This is a genomic window from Frigoribacterium sp. VKM Ac-2859 (assembly GCF_013204925.1).
In the GTDB taxonomy this organism is placed as follows: Bacteria; Actinomycetota; Actinomycetes; order Actinomycetales; family Microbacteriaceae; genus Frigoribacterium.
The window spans coordinates 962,929-980,835 of sequence record NZ_JABMLC010000002.1; the positions used below are offsets into that span (position 1 = coordinate 962,929).

Below are 17,907 nucleotides of genomic sequence, written 5' to 3' on the forward strand. Positions count from 1 at the left end.
TCGATGTCGACACTGTTCCTGGAAGCCCTCGGGCCGACTGCCGTGGGCCTCGTCCTGGCCGTGGCGTTCTGGGCACCGACGCGCCACTCGACGTCCCCGGCCCCCGCCACGGCACGGGTCGGAGCCGTCGTGGTCAGCCTCGGCCTGGTGGGCGTGGCACTCGTGGCCCGACTCCTCGCCGGCCCCCTGGCCCTGCTGCTCGACCTCCCGGTCGCCCTGAACCTCTGGTGGTCCGAGAACCGGTTCGCGTGGCCGCTCTGGATCGGCCTCGTCGGGGTGGCGCTCGTGGCCCTGCCCGTCCGCCGCCGGGAGACCGGGGGCTCGGCCGACCTCACGCCCCGCTCGCTCCTGAGCTTCACCCGCGCCCGCTGGTTCCTCGCCCCTGCCATCGTGCTGGCAGCGGTCCTGGGGCTGACCGTCGCTGCCGGAGCCGCCTCGCGACCCGACGCCGAAACGGGGCGCCACATGCTCTACTGGGTCCCCCTCGGCCCCGACGGCGCGATGGGGACGACGATCTACGGCTGGTACTACTCGGTCCCGTGCCTCGTCCTGCTCGCCACGCTGATCGCACTCGTCGTGACGGGTCTCGCACTGATCGCCCGCCCCTCCCTGTCCTCCGACCGTGCCCGGGACGTCGCGGACCGCACGGCCCGGAGCCGCGACACGATCGCCGTCGCGACGGGAGCCCTGGCGCTGCATCTCTCCGCCGTGCTCGATTCGCTCGCCGGCACGGCCTCGATGAGGGGACGGTTCGACACCTCCGAGGGGAGCGTGTCGACCTGGACGACCTTCGCGGCCCTGGGGCCGACGCTCTCGGTCGCCGCCTTCGTGGCCGCCACGGTGTGCTTCACGGCGTGGTTCGTCGTGATCGCGTCCGCCGTGCGGGACGGACGACGCCACCGCCGCCGGGCCGAGAACGTGGCGGTGCCGGCTCCTCGGGTCGACACGGGCACCGCGTGATCGTCAGCCTCTCGGGGTCCTCTCCCCCGACGGAGCAGATCCGCGACCAGATCCGGGGCCTCATCGCTTCCCACCGACTCGCCGCCGACGACCGCCTCCCGTCGGTGAGACAGCTCGCGAAGGACCTCGGCGTCGCTCCCGGCACGGTCGCCAAGGCCTACAAGGCACTCGAGGCCGAGGGCTGCCTCGTCACCCGGACCGGAGGGGGCACGCGGGTCAGCCGCCACGCGACCACGACGCCGCGCGACGTCCTGACCGCTGCCCGTCGTCTCGCCGAGACCGGGGTCGCCACGGGAACCGACCTCGACGAAGCGATCGGCATCCTGCGGGCGATCTGGCCGGCCGACTGACGTGGGGTGACGAGGCGACTCGGAGCACGCCGGTCAGCACCCCGCCGACGGCGCGCAGCGCGGAACCGTTGGACGCCGACGCCGACGCCGACGCCCGCGGGCTCGCGGGCTCGCGGGCTCGCGAGATACGTGACGAGCGAGGTGAGCTCGTCGGGGTCGACGACGCGCTGGAGCAGGGCGGCCCCTGCCGGGTGACCAGCGCCTCCTCGGCTCAGAGCAGCCGGTCGAACCGCTGCGTGGGCCGCTTCAGCAGCGAGTGCTCGAACGGGTCGCCCGCGGCCACCCATCCCTCGCTCTCGTAGAGCCCGACCGCGGCGACGTTGTCGAGGAGCGCGTGCAAGACGACGCGGTGGTGGCCGAGCGCGCCGAGCTGGCGGGTCGCCTCCCTCAGGAGGGCACGCCCCAGCCCGCGCGCCTGGGCGCCGGGCCTGGTCGCCAGCAGGCCGACGACGGGGGCGTCCTCGGGGTCGCCCGGCAAACCGCTGCCGGGCCGCGTGGCGAGCACGAACCCGTCGACGCCACGACGCCCGTCCCCGTCGGGCCCGTCCACGACGGGCGCGTCCGCGACCAGCCAGACGACGCCCGCGCCGAACTTCGGCCGGGCCCGCTCGGCGACCCCGTCGAACGCCTGCCCGTCGCGTGCGGCGCACGCCGCGACCCAGACGGCCAGGCACGCCTCGACGTCGGCCGGGACAGCACGCCGCAGTTCGTGCACGGCACCGTGACTAGACACGGTGGGATGCACGAAACGCGGTGCGGTGCCACACGACCCGGTTCGACACGGACTACCCCCGCACCAGCAGCGGGAACACGAACACCGCAAAGAGGAAGAACGCCGCCATGACGCCGAACACGACGTAGGTGCCGCGGCCGACGACCCGCTGACCGGAGGCCTCGCGGCGCTGCAACACGCGGCGACGGTAGATCACCTGGATGACCACGAGCACGACGATCGCCAGGGCGAGGATCGAGATGACGACGGCTTCGATGGCGCGGCTCCTTCGGGAGGCGGGTGAGCGGCGGGCGGGGCGGGCGAGAGACGGACGGCCGGGCGACGACGGGCGACGAGCCGGCCGCCGGCCGCCGTCGGGTGCCGACACGCGGCACCTGCAGGCACCCGCGGTCCCCCACCAGCCTAACGGCCGACCCCCGGGAGCCCAGGAGGCGCGGGTCCCGACCCCGGGACCGCTCACGGCCCGCCCGCGCGCCCGCCTCGTACCATGGCCGGGTGACGGACGACGCCCGACCGAGCGACCAGCCGTTCGCGCGCGCCCGCCGCCGCGGGGCCGCCGTCTGGCACCGCGCCTCCCGCCCCCGCCGGCTCGCCCTCGTGGCCGCCGCGGTCGTCGCCGCCGCGGCGCTCGTGACCACCGTCGGCCTGGTCGAGGCACCGCGGTACTCGTCGGCCGCCGCGCTCGACGGCGTCGTCGGCGACGACCTGCGGCACGAGCCGGTCCCCGGGTCGTGGACGCTGACGCCCGCCGACGTCGGCGTGCCGGCGGACCAGGGTCGGTGCCTCCTCTGGCAGGCGGAGCCCGCGGTGGGCCCCGACCGGCTCGACGGCGACGTCCTCGTCAGCGCCGGCGGTGCCGCGGGCGACGACGGCAGGGGCACGAGCGCCGCCACGGACGTCGGCGCCGACTGCCGCTTCGACGGCGGCTTCGGCAGCACCGCGCAGGCCGTCAGCAGGCTCGCCCGGGTCGACCCCGTCGACGGCACCGTCCGCTGGTGGGTCGACCTCGGCACCGAGCTCGACGCCGGCAGCGGCTTCGTCCAGGTCTGGCCCGCCGACGGCGCCACCGACACGGCCCTCGTCTCGACGCTGGGCTTCGGCGGGGACGGGTTCGCCTCGTCGTACGCCCGCCTCGACCTCGGGACCGGCGAACTGACCGACGTGACCACCTCGCCGAACGGGCGTGCGCGCCTGACCGACGCCACCGCCTCCTGGGCCCTCGTCTCGAGCGACCCGCAGTTCTCGTACCAGGACTCCCGCGTCTACTACGACGCGGAGCCCGGCACGGGCGAGTTCTCGCTCTACGCCGCCGACGACCTCGACACCCCCGTGTGGACGGGCGAGACCACCGGCAGCCAGGACGAGGCCCTGACCCCCGACGGTCTGCTCGTCCTCGACGGCGGGACCATCACCGCGGTCGACGGACTCACCGGCGAGACGCACGACTGGGGGCCCGACCTGCCGACCGCCACGACCCTCGTCGTCGACGGCGACCTCGTCGTGGTGGGCCTCGACCCGGCGATCCCCACCTCGACCGACGACACGGACGGCACGGTGGTGGCGCTCTCGCTCGACGGGCGCGAACTCTGGCGGCACGGCTTCCGCCAGGACCGCGGGGTGCAGGCGACCGGCGACTGCCTCGTCTTCTCGACCACGCCCGGGGTCGTCTGCGTCGACCGCCGCACGGGCGCCGAGCTCTGGACGACCCCGCCCCGCGACCGCCGCCACGGGCTCGCGCGGGTGACCACCGACCCGGCCGGCGACCGGGGGTCGCTCGTCTTCGCCCAGACCTTCGAACCAGGAGGCGCGGCGGCGGTGTCCGGCGACCTCACGTCGGACGAGGCGGCCCAGCGCACCGTCCGCCTGCTCGACGCGGCGTCGGGCCACGAGGTGGCCCGGGCGGTGGTGCCGGGCGAGTCCCAGATCGCGCTCGTCGGCCGTACGACCGGCTACGCCACGACCGCCTCGAGCGGTCGCACCTCGACGGTCACCGCCTTCGACCTGGCCGACGGCCGCCGCCTCTGGCAGCTCGACTCGGACCGCGACCAGCTCGGCTTCTGGGGCGGCACCCTCGTCGCGAACCACCCCGACGGCAGCGTGCAGCGCCTCGTCGACCCGGTGCGCCTGGTCGAACCGGTGCGCCTCGTCGGCTGAGCCGGGCCCGCCCTCGCCGACCCGCGCCTCCTGCGCTCGGCCCTACCGCGCCCCGGCGGTCATCACGTAGGCCATCGCGTAGGCCCGCGAGTTGCCGTCGTCGATGCCCGTCTCGGGCAGGTCGGCCAGTGCCGTCAGGGCCGCCGCGGCCTGGTCGGGCCCCTCGAGGGCCGAGTACATCAGCACGTAGTCGCCGAGCGGCCGGTCGAAGCCCGAGGCGCTCGCCTCGTCGACCACGCGCGCGATCTGCCGGGCGCCTCCGCCCGCCGACGACGTAAGGTACGACACCGAGGTCGGGCTCAGCGGGATCAACTGGATGCCCGCGATCGCCGACGGCTCGGCCGAGAACCAGGTGCCGTAGTCGCGCTTGCCACCCCAGGTCAGCGAGACGATCGCGTGTCCGTAGCCGGCGGACGTCGGGCCGGTCAGGTCGGGGGCGAGCCAGTAGGCCAACGCCGACGAGGCCTCGCCGCTGAGCATCCACGACGCCTCGTCGCCGAGCGCGTCGTCACCCGTGGCCGCGGCCCAGAGCGACAGGCCCGCGTAGGAGTTGACCGCCTCGGACGACGACTCCTGGTTGTTCCCGTCGGCGAACGGCGAGTAGCCCGAGGCCCAGCTGTGCGACCAGTAGGGGTCGAAGGCACGCCGGTCGGGGAACGACCCGTTGTCGGCGCCCGAGGCGATGTCGGCGGCGAGCAGGTCCATGACCGGACGCCAGCGCTCGGCCAGTTCGGGGTCGTCGGCCGCGACGACGCCGGCGGCGTAGAGGAAGTAGCCGTAGTGGAAGTAGTGGTCGTTGAACTCGTCCGAGCCGAACGACGCCGCCTTGCCGACGACGCCCTTCACGGCGGGGTCGTAGACGAAGCACTCCTGCTCGCGCGTCTCGCAGCCCGAGGGGTCGGTCCACCGGTCGAGTCGGTCGACGACCGACGTGCGGAGGGTCTCGGCCGACGCGTCGTCCCCGAGCTGCCGGGCGAGCTGCAGGAGCATCGCTGACCGGTAGAGCGCCTTGCCGCCGTAGTAGGTGTCGACCGGCGTCTCCGCCGTGCGGGCGACGTCGGCCTCGACCTGGTCCTCGAGCTGCGTCCTCTGGTCGTCGCTCAGCCCCGAGAGGTCGAGCCCGGTCGAGGCCGTGGTGACCGGTGCGTCGAATGCCAGCGTCGAGCCGATCGACAACGGGACGGTGCCGTAGATCGTGTCGTAGCCCAGACCGGTGCCGCCACCCGTCGCCGCGTCGCCCATGTGCGGGGCCGGGACGAGCAGGGTGTCTCCCCCGGCCGCCGTCTCGTAGCCGAGCTCGGTGGTCGACACCGCCGACGACCCGGACCCGGAGGCGCGGTGCGCGGTGGTCACCGACGTCAGCGGCGAGGCGGCCGCGTCGAGCACCGTCCGCACCTGCTCGTCGGTGGCCCCGTCGGGCAGCGGCACGAGGACGACCGAGCCGCCCTCGTCGAGCCGGACCGCCGTGCCGTCGAGGCTGCCGTCCGTCACGGCGACGCCCCACGTCGTGCTGCCGACGGTGAACGTGCCGCGCCCGTCGCCGACGGTCGTGACGGCAGTCCCGAGGGTGTCGGTCTGCGCGGTCGCGGCGGTGTACGAGACGACCGGCGAGCCCTCGGCGACGGTCGTGTGACCGAGCACCGCGTCGCCGTCGAGGTGGGCGATCGTCACCGAGACGTCGTCGTAGGCACTGATCTCGGTCGCCGAGGCCTGGACGTCGAGGGTGACGTCGGGCAGGGCGGGCGACACGATCGCCTTCTCGGAGGCCACCGGCACCGGGAGTCCCGCGGCGAAGCCGGCCTGCGTCAGCTGGAACGAGATCGGGAACGGGAACACGGGCGTCGGCTCGTCACCGAAGACCAGCCCCGAGAACCAGGTGTTGGTGGGCGGTACGAGGCCGTCGGCGAGGCGCATGGTCGGGACGGTGCCGACCGACTCGTGGGGCAGGGCGGCGACCAGGGGGTCGACCTGCGAGGAGGGGAACACGTCGCCTCCGGCGTCGGGGCGGCCCGTGGTGTCGCCGTCCGTGTCCGAGCCGCCGGTGCAGCCGGCCAGCACGAGCACGCCGGCCGTGCCGAGGGCGACGCCGGCGAGGACCCGGCGGAGGGTCGGGAGGCGCGGGGCGGGTCGGATCTCGACCCGCGCCTCCCGGGGGTGACGGGCCGGCCCGGAACCGATCGGTGATCCCGAACGATCCCGTCGGCCGGACCGACCCGTCGTCTTTCTCCGTGCGCCGGGGATCGTCAGACCCCGATCTGGCGCAGGAAGTCCTGCATGGTGTCCACGGGCCCGGCGAGGATGCCGTCGTCGCGGAGGTGCATGGTCGCCTCGACCGGCGTGCCGCTCGCGACGAGGCCGTTGTAGGCCCCCTCGCTCAGCTGGTCGCTGACCACGCGGACGGTGGCCGCGGCCGCGCCGTCCTTGGTCTGCACGCTGACCAGGTCGACGCTGCCCTCGACGACCTGCTGGTTGGGCAGCATCACGTCGACGGTCGCGCCGTCCTGGATGCGCTCGTAGTCGCGGGGCGTGAGCGTGAAGTCGGCGTCCACGAAGAGCGTGCCGGCCTTCTCGATGGTCGCGACGGACGTTCCCGAACCGAGGAACCCGCCCTCGCGGACGTCGAGCTGCGACAGCGTGCCGTCGACGGTGGCCATGAAGGTGATGGTGCCGTCGTCGTCCACCGTGTAGGCGTCCGTGTCGGGGACGACGACGTCGTCCGCGAGGTCCTTCTGCAGCGAGGGGCTCTGCAGCGAGAAGAGCACGTCGCCCTTCTTCACCCGGTCGCCGACCTCGGCGTCGGTCGAGGTGACCGTGCCGCTGTAGTCGGTGCCGACGGAGAAGTCCTGGCTCGCGATGGCGGCACTGGTGCTGATGACCTGGGCCTGCCGCTGCGTGAAGATGACGGTGAAGACGGCCACGAGGGCGAGCACCACCAGGATGCCGACGGTCATCTTGATCCTGTTGCCCCAGGTCATGAGACCACCTTCTCTCGGTCGTTCGTGTCGTGTCGGTCGGGTCCGGACACCGGTCCCGCGTGCGGTGTGTGCGACGCCTCGTCGCCGTGCTGCGCCTCGTGGGCGTGCTGGTCGTCGGCCACGGCCAGTCGGGCCTCGAGCAGGTGACGCCGCTCGTCGTCGCGCCGGCGCTGCTCGAGTCGCTGCTCGGACGACAGCTCGAGGAACTCGTCGTGGCTCCGCGGCAGGGGCCGGGCGACCTGGGTGCGGAGGGTCTGCGTGGCCACGGGCCCGGTCGTGATCGGACCGGCGACGGTCGTGCGAGCGCTCGACCCCGAGCGGGCGGCACGCTTGATGGCTCCGGCCTCACGCAGGGCCGCGAGCAGGAAGGCCGAGAGCACGGCGGTGTTGATCAGGTTCCAGACCGTGGCGAGCGTGAGCACCCGGTTGTCCCAGTCCCGCCAGATCGCGACGAGCGAGGTGAGCGACAGGAAGAGCCAGAACAGCACCTGGGGCACGAGCACGTTGAACGGACTCGACGCCTTGCCTCCGCCGGTCACGTGCCAGGCCGTGTCCTTGCCGCTCAGCACGTTCCACAACGCCTTGACGTAGATCGGGAACGACACCGACGCGAGCATCAGCACCTCCCAGCGGAACGACCCGAGGGTGAAGAACGCGAGCGCGATCTGCAGCAGGTAGAAGCCCGAGTAGAAGAGCAGCCACTGCAGCACCGAGATGTGCAGGTTCATCGGGCGCAGGTCGAAGAAGATCTCCATCGGCGGCACCATGATCAGCAGCAGCGGGGCGATGCCCGTCAGGTAGTGGGTGGCCGTCAGCGTGTACTGGAAGCGCTGGTCCATCGTCAGGGTGCGGCGGGGGCTCAGCGGGTTGTGCCGGAAGAGGATCTCGAAGCCGCCGGTCGCCCAGCGCAGCTGCTGCTTGCTGTACGCCTCGATGGTCTCGGGGGCGTCGCCGATCGCGAGCGTCATCGGGATGTAGATCGAGCGCCACCCGGCCTCGTGCAGGAACAGGCTCGTCCAGACGTCCTCGGACTTCGAGTCGGTGTCGATGCCGCCGACCTCGTCGATCGCCGCACGGCGGAAGATGACGTTGGTGCCGACGCAGAACGCGGCGTTGAACCGGTTGCGGCCGGGCTGGATGTACCGGTAGAAGACGGCCTGCATGTAGCCGGCGCCGCGGCTGACGATGCTCACGAGGTTGCCGTACGACTGCGGGGTCTGGACGAAGGCGACCTTCTCGTCGATGAAGAACGGCACGGTCTCGTGCAGGAACATCGGCTTGGGCACGAAGTCCGCGTCGAAGATGGCGAAGTAGTCGCCCTTGGCCACCGACAGGGCGTAGTTGACGTTGCCCGCCTTGGCGCCGTGGCTGGTCAGCCGGCGGATGTACCGGGCGCCGAGCCTCGCGGTGAGGTCCTTGACCTCGTCGCTCCGACCGTCGTCCAGCACCCAGGTGCGGTGCGCGCCCTGCATCGCGACGGCGGCCTGGACCGTCATCGCGATCTTCGACAGTTCTTCGCCGTAGACCGTGACGAAGACGTCGACGACGACGGTCTTCCCGTCGACGACGATCGGCCACAGGTGCGGCTGGTCGCGGACGCCGAGCCGGTCGATCGCGTCCTCGTCGTAGAGGGTGTCCTGCGTCGAGTGGAAGTCGAAGTCCCGGGGGTTCTGACCGCCCGAGAGGATCGTCCACATGGCCAGCAGGGCCTGCAGCACCAGGACGGCCTCGGCGATGATCACCGCGACGTAGGGCAGCAGGTCACCGCGGTTGGCGGGGTTCAGCAGGAACTGCCCGTAGAGCAGGATGCCCATGGTGCAGGCGAGCACGAGCAGCACCATGAAGGGTGAGTGGGCACGCCCCTCGGTGCGCGAGACGACCGACGCGTGGTGGTCGCTCGTGATGCGCGTCGTGGGGCGTGCCCGCGATCCCCGCTCCTCGTCGTGGTGTGCCAGGCGCCTCAGTTCGCTGCGCGAGCGAGGAGCCACGTCGAGGGCGGGGCCGGTGTCGGGTGCACCGGTGTCGGGTCGGTTTTCGGCGTCGCTGTCGCGGACGCGCATGGTTCGGGACATGCGTGTTCTCTCCGGGTTCGGGTCTGAGAGACGACCGGACGCCGGCGGCGGTGGGTGACCGCCGTCGGACGTCCGGAGGGGCGTCGGCGACGGCGGCGACTCGAGGTGACGCGCCGGGGTGGGCGGCGGTCGGGTGGGAGCCAGGGGCTCCCGTTTCGGGTCCGTCGACTGCGAGCGGTTCGGGCCACTCGATCGACGGGCTCGCCTCCGGTGTGGGCCTTTCGGGGGACCGTTCCGGGGACGTGTCGAAACAGTACAGGGTCGTTCCTGCCGATTCGCGACACCCGTTCGGGGGGTACGCCCCCTCGAAGGGGTCACAGGCCGCATGGACAGCGGGGAGGTGACACCCGTCCCGGCCCGAGGCTCACCCGTCTCACCCGTCCGGGGGGCACGCCGCGGGGCGGGTGGCACCGACCCCGGCGAGCGGGCCGAGGAGGCGCGGGTGGCGTCCTCGAGGACGGCCACGCCCGGGCGTGTCGCGGCCCGCGCCCGTCGTGGCAGGGCCCGTCGCAGGCCCGGACGCGTCGCGGCCGGGCGTCAGACGGTGAGGTCGGCCAGCCAGCCGGCCAGGAACTCGGCCCCGGCCTCGTCGTGGATCGCTCCCGTCGAGCTCGTCAGCACCGGGTACGGCGTCGCCGGCACGCCGTCGGCCGGGCGGACGTCGACGTGCGCGACCGCGTGCCCCTGCGCGTGCAGCCAGTCGGCCATGGCGTAGTCGCTGCGCGAGTCGCCGACCGTGCGCCAGGCGAGCGGGGGCTCGCCGTCGGCCGCCAGCAGCTCGAGCGCCCGCTCGGCCCCGAGGTCCTTGCCGAGCCGCACCGACTCGATGTCGGTCGAGATGATCGTCGGGTCGACGCGCCACTGCACGGACCCGGAGGCGTCGGGCCGCACGTCGTCGAGTCGGCGCACGCCGAAGCCCCGGCGGACCAGCGCCTGCATCGCCTTCTCGTCGAGGTCGCGTTGCCGGCCCAGGTAGGTCGACGACTCGACGCTCGTGAGCTGCTCGATCGAGACCATCGCGTGCTTGGTCGTGTCGTAGAACACCAGGTCGGCGAACTCGTCCGCCACCAACGCCTGCATCTCGGCGCCGAAGTCGGCGGGCATGGCGAGCGAAGAGTCGACCTCGATCGGGCCGATGCCGTTGGCACCGTGCTCGGGGCCGATCGTGAACCAGACGGCACCCTTCTCGCAGACGCCGTGCACCCGCGCGCCTTCGGGCAGTCCGGCCGCGAGCAGCGGACCGACGACCTCCTCACGGATGAACGCGTCCGAGCGCCCCGTGTTGAAGACGATCGGCACGCCGAGGGCGGCGAGCGCCACGAGGTCGCGCGTGATCGCGGGCAGCGCGATGCTGCGGGTCACGGGGCTGGCGATCGGGCCGTCGACGTCGAGGAGCAGGCCGAGTCGGGGTGCGCTGGAGGAGGTCACGGGACCATCCTCGCAGCACGTCCCGCTACGGGGCGGTCGGCAGGGACGGCATCGTCTGCACGAACTCGGCGAAGGCCACGATGAACACCGAGAACGCGACCACGATCGTGATCAGGTAGACGGCGATGAAGAGCCACAGCGGCGCGAGCCCGCCACCGGTGCGACGCTTCACGACGACCGAGCGACCGACGACGTAGACGACCGTGAGGAACGCCCACGGCCACGGGAACGGCTTCACGATGCCCCGGGCCGTCAACGCCCGGTGGTCGAGCCAGGCGAAGACGACCGTCAGTGCGTAGACGAGCAGGCCGATGCCCATGTAGGCGAGGTAGCCCGGCGTGAACGGCGACTGGTAGACGCCCGGGGTGATCGTGGCGGTGCGCTCGAGGTAGTCGCCGACGTCCCAGAAGGCGAGCCCGATCAGTTGCACCAGCGGCAGCAGGACGAGCACCCAGACGAACGGGGTCGAGGTGCTGACGCCGGGGTTGGTGCCCTTGAGCGGGTCGGCGTACCCACCGGGCCCGGGGTAGGGCTGCTGCCCCGGCTGCTGCGCCTGGGGGTGCTGGCCCGGGTACGGCGGGGAGTACCGGGGGTCCTGCTGGTTCTGGGGGTTCTGCTGGTTCTGGGGGTTCTGCCAGGGCTGCTGGCCGGGGGCGTCGCTCACGGTGTCTCCGTCGTCGTCGTGGGTGGGCAGGTCGGGTCGTCGTCGCGCGTCGGGCCGCTCTCCGGCAGCGTAGTGCGGCGGCTCGACTCGGCGCCCGCTCCGGTTTCCGCCTGTGGACGGACCTGTGAGGGCAGCTCGGGTGGGAGGATGGTGGGAACCCCTCGACAGGAGATCACCCGTGGCGTCGCTCCCCCTTTCCGTCATCACCGCACTCGAGGCCTTCGCCGCGCCCGATCGCAAACAATCCGTGCACGACCTCGCCGTCGACCCTGCCGGCCCCGAAGAGCAGGCCCTCGCCGACCTGACCGGGTCGGTCGAGTGGGTCGACATGGCCGTCGCCCACCCGCTCGGTCCCGACCGCAGCGACCCCGAGGGCATGCGCCGACTGCTGCAGGCGATGGGAGCAGAGGGCCGCTGCGCCGTCCTGTCGGCGTCGGGCTCCGAAGACGACCGCGACCTCGGCGGCGCCCTCGACGGCGTGCTGCACCAAGAAGGCGGCGCGCTCGTCGTCTGCCGTCCGGGTCCGCTCGCGCTGCTGATCACCGGCCGCGGAGAACACTGGCTGCTGAGCGACCGGGACATCCCCCAGCTGACCGGCCCGATCGGCGTCGTCACGCCGTAGGCGGCACCCTCCGGCGGCGATCCGGCACGAGCCGCACCCCTGGCCGCAGGGCGGGAAGTCGCTCGGACGTCAGCCGCGGCGGATCGGGTCGCCCGTCGTCAGCTGCCAGATCGCGACGCCGTGGAGCCCCTTCGACTCGGCCAGATCGGCGCGCGCGGTGATCGAGCGACCGTCGGACCACCAGAGGGTCGAGCCGTCGCCGGGCGAGGCGGTGTACTCGGCCTGGTCGGCGTCCCACGAACCCGTGGACTGCGCAGCGGTGCGGGCCTCGGCGACCGACAGCGCGCCTCCTGCGGTGCCGTCGCCCGTCCACCGGTAGCCGTACCCCGCGACGCCGAGGTCGAGGCGGTCGGCCGGGACGGACTCGAGTGCGGCGTCGAGGACCTCGCCGACCCAGGGCAGGCCGCCGACGGGCCCCGGTTCGCTGAACCCGGCGCCGTGCTGGTCGTAGGCCATGAGCACGAACCGGTCGACGGAGTCGGACAGGGCGGCGAGGTCGTAGCCGAGGTCCGCGTACCCCGCCGGGTCGGTGCTGGGCTGCAGGGCCATCGAGATGCTCGCGTCGTCGGGCAGGGCGTCGCGGAGCTCGGCGGCGAAGTCCACCAGTCCCGGGGCGTCCGCGGCGGAGAGCGACTCGAAGTCGATCTGGACGCCGTCCCAGCCGCCGTTGACGACTTCTCCGGTGAGGCCCGACACGACGAACTCGCGGTTGGCCCGGCTCGACAGCAGTTGCGACGCGAGCTCACCGCTGAAGCCGTCCTGGCCCGCGTTGACGACGAGCAGCTCGGCCTTCCCGCCCGCCGACTGGGCGGCCTCGCGGAGGGAGTTGGCGGACTCGTCGCTCGGTGCGACCCCGGCCCCGCCGGTCGTGATCGCGACGCCCGAGACGCCGACCGTGTCGATCGCGGACCCGCTGCGGTCGAGCGCCTCGACGGCGGCCGTCGTCGCGTCGGGCGAGGCGATGGCGTAGCCCTCGACCGCGAGCCCTGCCGGGATCTTCGCCTGCGGCGCGACCGTCGGGTTGTTCCCGTCGGCCGAGCACGACGACATCGTGACCGCGAGCGAGGCGGCGAGCAGCAGGGCGGCGGTGCCGACGGTCAGGGTGCGCACCGTGCCATCTTCGTCGATCCGGCGGAGCGGTGCGGCGCGGGACGGTGCCGTCCGGGGCGTGCTTGGCTCGTCGCATGGCAGACGACGGACGACAGCAGACCTGGGACGAGTTCCACGACGACGTGAACATGACGGCCTCGACGCTGCGCGAGTGGCTCGACACCGACGAGTCGCGCGAGGTGGGACAGAAGGACGGCGGCGAGTCCGTCGGGCACGAGAGCGGCCGGCACATCGTGCGCATCCTCGAGAAGAAGAAGGCCGACCTGACCGACGCCGACTGGAAGCACATGGAGAAGGTCCACGGCTACGTCGCGCGCCACTCGAAGCAGCGCCCCTCGGGCGACGTCACCGACACGAAGTGGCGCTGGTCGCTCATGAACTGGGGCCACGACCCGCTGGCCTGACCGGCGACTGGCCCGACCGGCCCGACCGGCGGCCCGCGGGACCGGCAGACTGGTCCGATGAAGACCGCACTCGTCACCGGGGGCTCGCGGGGCATCGGCCTCGCCGTCGTCCGAGACCTCGCCCGCACCCACCACGTGATCGTCCACGGACGGGACGAGGAGGCGCTGCGGGCGATCACCGCCGACCTACCGTCCGCGACGGCGTGGGCCGCGGACCTCTCGGGCCCGGCCCTCACGGTGCCGCCGCTCGACGGGCTCGACGTGCTGGTGCACGCGGCCGGCGTCATCGGCGGGCGCGCCGTCGCCGACACGGAGCGCGACGACTGGCGGCGCGTCTTCGAGGTCAACGTGTTCGCCGTCGCCGAGGTGACGCGGCAGCTGCTGCCGGCGCTGCGGGCGGCGCAGGGCACGGTCGTGTCGATCAACAGCGGCTCGGGGTTCACGGCAGGGCCCGACGGCAGCACCTACGCGGCGAGCAAGTTCGCCCTGCGCGCGCTGACCGACGCCCTGCGCGAAGAGGAACGTCCGTACGGCGTCCGGGTCAGCTCGGTGCACCCGGGCCGCGTCGACACCGACATGCAGCACGAGTTGGTCACGGCCGAGGGCGGCACGTACGACACGTCGCTCTACCTCGAACCGCAGTCCGTCGCGGACGCGGTGCGGCTCGTGGTCGACCTACCGCACGGGGCGACCGCCGAGGTCGTCTCGGTGCGCCCCACCCGCCGCGCCTGACCCGCCGGGCAGCGAGGCCGGACTCATTTCGCACCGCCGACTGAGCATCGCACCGCCCACTTCGGCGGTGCGATGTCCATCAGGCGGTGCGACGTCCATCGGGTGGCGCGGACCGCGGGTGGTGCCGACCGGCGGGTGGGTCAGCTGTAGTCGTGGCCCGAGACGCCGAGGGAGCGGTAGACGTACTCGCCGCCCTCGCTGGCGTCGTCGTCGAGCTCCCACATCAGGTCCTCGCCGTCGGAGGCCCCGGGACGCGTGACGCTCTTCTGCGGCAGCCCGTCGATGAGGGTGAGTTCTTCGGTGGTGGTCTCGTCGTGGCCGACGAAGCGGGCGGTGTAGGTCTGGTCGCTCATGGCGTGGACGGTACGCCGGGTGCTCCGAGGCGGCCCGTAGCACCCCCTCCCGGGCGCGGCCGGGCGCGGCCCAGTACCGTTCACGGCATGAGTGCGAAGAAGGCCCCCGAGCCGGCGACCCTGTTGATCCTGGGCGCGAGCGGGGACCTCGCCGCGCGCCTCCTGATGCCCGGCCTCGGCGGCCTGTTGTCGATCGAGCCGCCTCGGCGCGTGCAGCTGATCGGCGCCGGCGTCGAGGAGTACACCGATGCCGAGTGGAAGGCACGCGTGAAGACGTCGTTCGACAGCGTCCACGCGAGCGGTCCCGCCGTCGACGCGTTGCTCGAGTCGACCACGTACATCACGGCCGACGTGACCGGGGCCGACGGCCTCCGCGGCCTCCTCGAGGCCTGTGACGCGCCTCCGTCCATCTACTTCGCGCTGCCGCCGGCCATCACCGAGAAGGCCTGTGCGGCCCTCCGCGAGGTCGACCTGCCCGAGGGCACGGCGCTCGCCCTCGAGAAGCCGTTCGGCACCGACCTCGCCAGCGCGAAGAAGCTCAACCGCGAGGTGCTGAAGCTCGTGCACGAGGACCAGGTGCACCGCGTCGACCACTTCCTGGGCCGCTCGACCGTGCTCAACCTGCTCGGCCTGCGGTTCGCGAACCGCCTGATCGAGCCCATGCTCAACAACCAGCACGTCGAGAGCATCGAGATCGTCTACGACGAAGAACTCGGCCTCGAGAACCGCGCGCGCTACTACGACCACGCCGGCGCCATGGTCGACATGATCCAGAGCCACCTGCTGCAGGTGATGGCCGTGCTGACGATGAACGCCCCCGCCACGCTCGGCGCGGCCGACCTGCGCGACGAGAAGGAGTTGGTGCTGCGCGCGACCCACGTCTGGGACGACGACGCCGTCGCGAACTCCCGCCGTGCCCGCTACGGGAAGGGCGAGGTGGACGGCCGCACCCTGCCCGCCTACGTCGACGAGGACGGCGTGGACGCGTCGCTCGAGACCGAGACGCTGGCCGAGGTCGTCGTCGAGGTGGCGAACTGGCGGTGGGCCGGCGTGCCGATCCTGCTGCGCTCCGGCAAGGCCCTGGCCTCGCGTCGCCGCGAGATCGTCATCACGTTCCGGCCGCCCACCCACGTCCCGAAGGAGTTCGTCGGCGGAGGCACCCCCGACCGCCTGCGCATCGCGATCTCACCCGACGAGATGTCGCTCGAGCTGAACGTCAACGGGCCGGGCGACTCGTACGACCTGTCGCGCGCCTCCCTGCACGCCGACTTCGGCGCGGCCGACCTGACGGCCTACGGCGAGGTGCTCGAGGGCATCCTCGACGACGACCCGACGCTCTCGGTGCGCGGCGACTCGGCGGAGGAGGGGTGGCGCATCGTCGCCCCCGTCGTGAAGGCCTGGAAGTCCGGCGAGGTCGCGATCGACGAGTACCCGGCGGGGTCGGCCGGACCGACGTCCTGGCCGGCGGGCGTCCACCAGAACGAGCCCGCCGTCCGCGCGCGCGAGGGCGCGAAGCTGGCGCACCGCGAGGACTGAGCCGGACCCGGCAGGCGCACGCCGCCTCGCGCACACCGCCACGAGGTAAACGATCCGCCACGCGATCGTGTGGCGGCCTGTTTACTTCGTGGCGGGGTGGGTCGGGCCCGGGGCAGGGCGGCAGGCAGGGGCGGCGCGGGCGCAGGAGGCGCGGTGCCGGCGGGCGGTCACCCGAGGCTGACGAAGGTGCTCACGTCGTCGCGCGGCAGCTCGTCGGCGACGGCTCCCACCTGCATCCCCGCGACCGTGACGCGGCCGCCGTGGCTCGAGAGGAACGCCGTGTCGGAGGCGTCCCGTCCGGTCGCGATGCGCAGGAGCGACTGACGCGGGGCCAGGCCGGTCGCGTCGACCACGTGCCAGGCACCGTCGACGAAGGCCTCGGCCACGGCGTGGAAGTCCATCGGGGACAGGCCCGGGGCGTAGACGCTGACGAGGCGCGCGGGAACGTCGAGCCCCCGCAGCAGGGCGATGACGAGGTGCGCGTAGTCGCGGCAGACGCCCTGCCGGTCGAGCAGGGTCTGCACCGCGCCGTCGGTCGGCGCGCTGGCCCCGGGCACGTAGGCGAGGTGCGAGCCGACCCACGTCGCGACCGCGGCCAGCAGCTCGCGCCCCTCGAGCCCGCCGAACTCGGCGCGGGCCGTCGGGCTGAGCGTGTCCGACTCGCAGTAGCGGCTGGGGCGCCGGTAGCGCACGAGGTCGAGGTCGTCGACGGCGGGCTCGTCGAGTCGTCCGTCGACGACGACCCGGTAGTCGACGGTGACCCGGCCGGCCCCGACCTCGCACAGGTGGAGGAGGGTGCCGTGGTGGTCGTGCAGCTCGCGGACCTCGAGGGGTGCGCCGTGCTGGGTGACGGCCAGCGCCTCCTCGGTGATGCGGGCGGTGCCGGCCTGCGCCACCGCGTCGGGCGCGGCGTAGGCGCGGGAGGCGGCGATCGACAGGACGAACTCGGCGGGGCCGTCGACGTCGAACTCGAGCCGGGCGGACGCGGTGCGCTTCATGACCAGAGGGTGGCACGGTCGTGAGTCGAACGTGTTTCGGGGTCCGCCGTGAAGCGGCTGCGATCCTGCTGGGGCCGTCGCTCGATGTCGGTGGTGGCGGGTTGGATGAGCGCATGCCCTCGTACCGCGTCACGCTCACCGTCGGCACCCTGCGACCCGGGGTGCGGCCCGACTCGGTGCTGCCCGCGGCCGCTGCGAGTGCGGCCGGGTTGACGACCGTCGAGGCCAGTGACGTCACACTCGTGCGCGGTGAGCCGCGGTTGGTGGTGCGCTACGAATGCGCCGCCGACGAGCCCGCGCACCGCATCGGGGCCGTCGTGGAGGCGACCGTGGGCGAGCTGGCCGACGTGGTCCAGGGACGCGTGACGCGCCGCGACGGCGGGGCGTGGACGCTGGTGGGCGCGGTCTGACCCGGGTAACGTCGGGTCCGCGGTCCGCGATGCCCGGAACCCGCCGCGCGTAGGCTCCCGACATGGGGACGACGACGCGGACGCTGCTCACGACCACTGCTCGCACGGGGGTGGCCGCGGCGACGGTCCTGCTCGTCTCGGGGCTGCTGACGGCCTGCAGCGACGACGACGGCGACCCCGTGGTGACCGTCAGCCCGAGCGTCAGCCCGTCGGCGACGCCCGAGAGCCCGACACCGGCGCCCGTGCCTCCCACCGACGGCATCGTGACGCCGTCGCCGGGCCCGACCAGCCCGAGCCCGCGTCCCACACCGGTCACCACCGACAAGCCCACCGACCGGCAGACGATCCCCCCGCAGAACTAGCGGTCGCGCCCCCGTGGCGCGGCAGTGCGCCCCCCTGGCGCGGC

Annotated in this window: 19 protein-coding genes; 9 read left to right on the top strand and 10 right to left on the bottom strand. The window is 73.2% G+C overall.

Features of this window, described 5'->3' with window-relative positions:
* The first annotated feature begins 3 nt into the window (after positions 1–3).
* Positions 4–960: a hypothetical protein gene (locus tag HQQ78_RS15980; protein WP_173153600.1), complete on the top strand. Its 957-nt coding sequence runs from the start codon at positions 4–6 to the stop codon at positions 958–960.
* Positions 957–1,310 carry a GntR family transcriptional regulator gene (locus tag HQQ78_RS15985; RefSeq protein WP_173153603.1) on the top strand — a complete coding sequence of 118 codons (354 nt, stop codon included), beginning with the start codon at positions 957–959 and terminating at the stop codon, positions 1,308–1,310. The genes HQQ78_RS15980 and HQQ78_RS15985 overlap by 4 nt, the downstream gene beginning before the upstream one ends.
* 211 nt (positions 1,311–1,521) lie before the next feature.
* Here HQQ78_RS15985 and HQQ78_RS16440 read toward each other — a convergent pair whose 3' ends face one another.
* Positions 1,522–2,043 (bottom strand): GNAT family N-acetyltransferase, encoded by a 522-nt coding sequence (locus HQQ78_RS16440; RefSeq protein WP_173153606.1) that lies wholly within the window; start codon positions 2,041–2,043, stop codon positions 1,522–1,524.
* 52 nt (positions 2,044–2,095) lie between these two features.
* On the bottom strand, positions 2,096–2,410 hold the full coding sequence (locus tag HQQ78_RS12400) for a hypothetical protein (RefSeq protein ID WP_173153609.1): 315 nt from the start codon (positions 2,408–2,410) through the stop codon (positions 2,096–2,098).
* A 128-nt stretch (positions 2,411–2,538) separates the two neighbouring features.
* Here HQQ78_RS12400 and HQQ78_RS16445 point away from each other — a divergent pair, with 128 nt between their 5' ends.
* Positions 2,539–4,197 carry a PQQ-binding-like beta-propeller repeat protein gene (locus tag HQQ78_RS16445; RefSeq protein ID WP_173153612.1) on the top strand — a complete coding sequence of 553 codons (1,659 nt, stop codon included), beginning with the start codon at positions 2,539–2,541 and terminating at the stop codon, positions 4,195–4,197.
* 42 nt (positions 4,198–4,239) lie between these two features.
* Here HQQ78_RS16445 and HQQ78_RS12410 read toward each other — a convergent pair whose 3' ends face one another.
* From HQQ78_RS12410 to HQQ78_RS12430, 5 genes are all read right to left on the bottom strand, one after another.
* Positions 4,240–6,261: a glycosyl hydrolase gene (locus HQQ78_RS12410; protein WP_173153615.1), complete on the bottom strand. Its 2,022-nt coding sequence runs from the start codon at positions 6,259–6,261 to the stop codon at positions 4,240–4,242.
* 179 nt (positions 6,262–6,440) lie between these two features.
* Positions 6,441–7,172, bottom strand: coding sequence for an efflux RND transporter periplasmic adaptor subunit (locus tag HQQ78_RS12415; RefSeq protein WP_056043811.1), 732 nt, complete (start codon positions 7,170–7,172; stop codon positions 6,441–6,443).
* On the bottom strand, positions 7,169–9,244 hold the full coding sequence (locus tag HQQ78_RS12420; protein WP_233568462.1) for a glycosyltransferase family 2 protein: 2,076 nt from the start codon (positions 9,242–9,244) through the stop codon (positions 7,169–7,171). Before HQQ78_RS12420 ends, HQQ78_RS12415 begins: the two co-directional genes overlap by 4 nt.
* A 537-nt stretch (positions 9,245–9,781) precedes the next feature.
* Positions 9,782–10,672: a hypothetical protein gene (locus tag HQQ78_RS12425; RefSeq protein ID WP_173153618.1), complete on the bottom strand. Its 891-nt coding sequence runs from the start codon at positions 10,670–10,672 to the stop codon at positions 9,782–9,784.
* A 25-nt stretch (positions 10,673–10,697) separates the two neighbouring features.
* A complete protein-coding gene (locus HQQ78_RS12430; RefSeq protein WP_173153620.1) occupies positions 10,698–11,336 on the bottom strand; it encodes a hypothetical protein in 639 nt (212 codons plus the stop codon).
* A 178-nt stretch (positions 11,337–11,514) separates the two neighbouring features.
* Between HQQ78_RS12430 and HQQ78_RS12435 the strand changes: the two genes are divergently transcribed.
* Positions 11,515–11,958, top strand: coding sequence for a hypothetical protein (locus tag HQQ78_RS12435; RefSeq protein ID WP_043596785.1), 444 nt, complete (start codon positions 11,515–11,517; stop codon positions 11,956–11,958).
* 69 nt (positions 11,959–12,027) lie between these two features.
* Here HQQ78_RS12435 and HQQ78_RS12440 read toward each other — a convergent pair whose 3' ends face one another.
* The gene (locus HQQ78_RS12440) at positions 12,028–13,068 is read right to left on the bottom strand and encodes a glycosyl hydrolase family 18 protein (protein WP_173153624.1); all 1,041 of its coding nucleotides are present in this window, start codon (positions 13,066–13,068) and stop codon (positions 12,028–12,030) included.
* A 74-nt stretch (positions 13,069–13,142) separates the two neighbouring features.
* Between HQQ78_RS12440 and HQQ78_RS12445 the strand changes: the two genes are divergently transcribed.
* Both HQQ78_RS12445 and HQQ78_RS12450 read left to right on the top strand, forming a co-directional pair.
* Complete coding sequence (locus tag HQQ78_RS12445; RefSeq protein ID WP_056043833.1) at positions 13,143–13,472, top strand: DUF3140 domain-containing protein; 330 nt, start codon at positions 13,143–13,145, stop codon at positions 13,470–13,472.
* A gap of 57 nt (positions 13,473–13,529) precedes the next feature.
* Positions 13,530–14,204 (top strand): SDR family oxidoreductase, encoded by a 675-nt coding sequence (locus HQQ78_RS12450; protein ID WP_173153627.1) that lies wholly within the window; start codon positions 13,530–13,532, stop codon positions 14,202–14,204.
* 140 nt (positions 14,205–14,344) lie between these two features.
* Here the strand turns inward: HQQ78_RS12450 and HQQ78_RS12455 are convergent, their stop codons facing one another.
* Positions 14,345–14,557, bottom strand: coding sequence for a hypothetical protein (locus HQQ78_RS12455; RefSeq protein ID WP_043596779.1), 213 nt, complete (start codon positions 14,555–14,557; stop codon positions 14,345–14,347).
* A gap of 87 nt (positions 14,558–14,644) precedes the next feature.
* Between HQQ78_RS12455 and HQQ78_RS12460 the strand changes: the two genes are divergently transcribed.
* A complete protein-coding gene (locus HQQ78_RS12460) occupies positions 14,645–16,093 on the top strand; it encodes a glucose-6-phosphate dehydrogenase (RefSeq protein ID WP_173153631.1) in 1,449 nt (482 codons plus the stop codon).
* Between the two features lie 167 nt (positions 16,094–16,260).
* Here HQQ78_RS12460 and HQQ78_RS12465 read toward each other — a convergent pair whose 3' ends face one another.
* Positions 16,261–17,091: a transglutaminase family protein gene (locus HQQ78_RS12465; RefSeq protein ID WP_173153634.1), complete on the bottom strand. Its 831-nt coding sequence runs from the start codon at positions 17,089–17,091 to the stop codon at positions 16,261–16,263.
* Between the two features lie 113 nt (positions 17,092–17,204).
* On the opposite strand from HQQ78_RS12465, the gene HQQ78_RS12470 reads away from it, so the two are divergent.
* Together HQQ78_RS12470 and HQQ78_RS12475 are read left to right on the top strand one after the other, a co-directional pair.
* The gene (locus HQQ78_RS12470; protein WP_043596776.1) at positions 17,205–17,501 is read left to right on the top strand and encodes a hypothetical protein; all 297 of its coding nucleotides are present in this window, start codon (positions 17,205–17,207) and stop codon (positions 17,499–17,501) included.
* A 62-nt stretch (positions 17,502–17,563) separates the two neighbouring features.
* Entirely contained in the window at positions 17,564–17,863 is a 300-nt protein-coding gene (locus HQQ78_RS12475) for a hypothetical protein (protein WP_173153637.1), read from the top strand.
* The last annotated feature ends 44 nt before the right edge of the window (positions 17,864–17,907 follow it).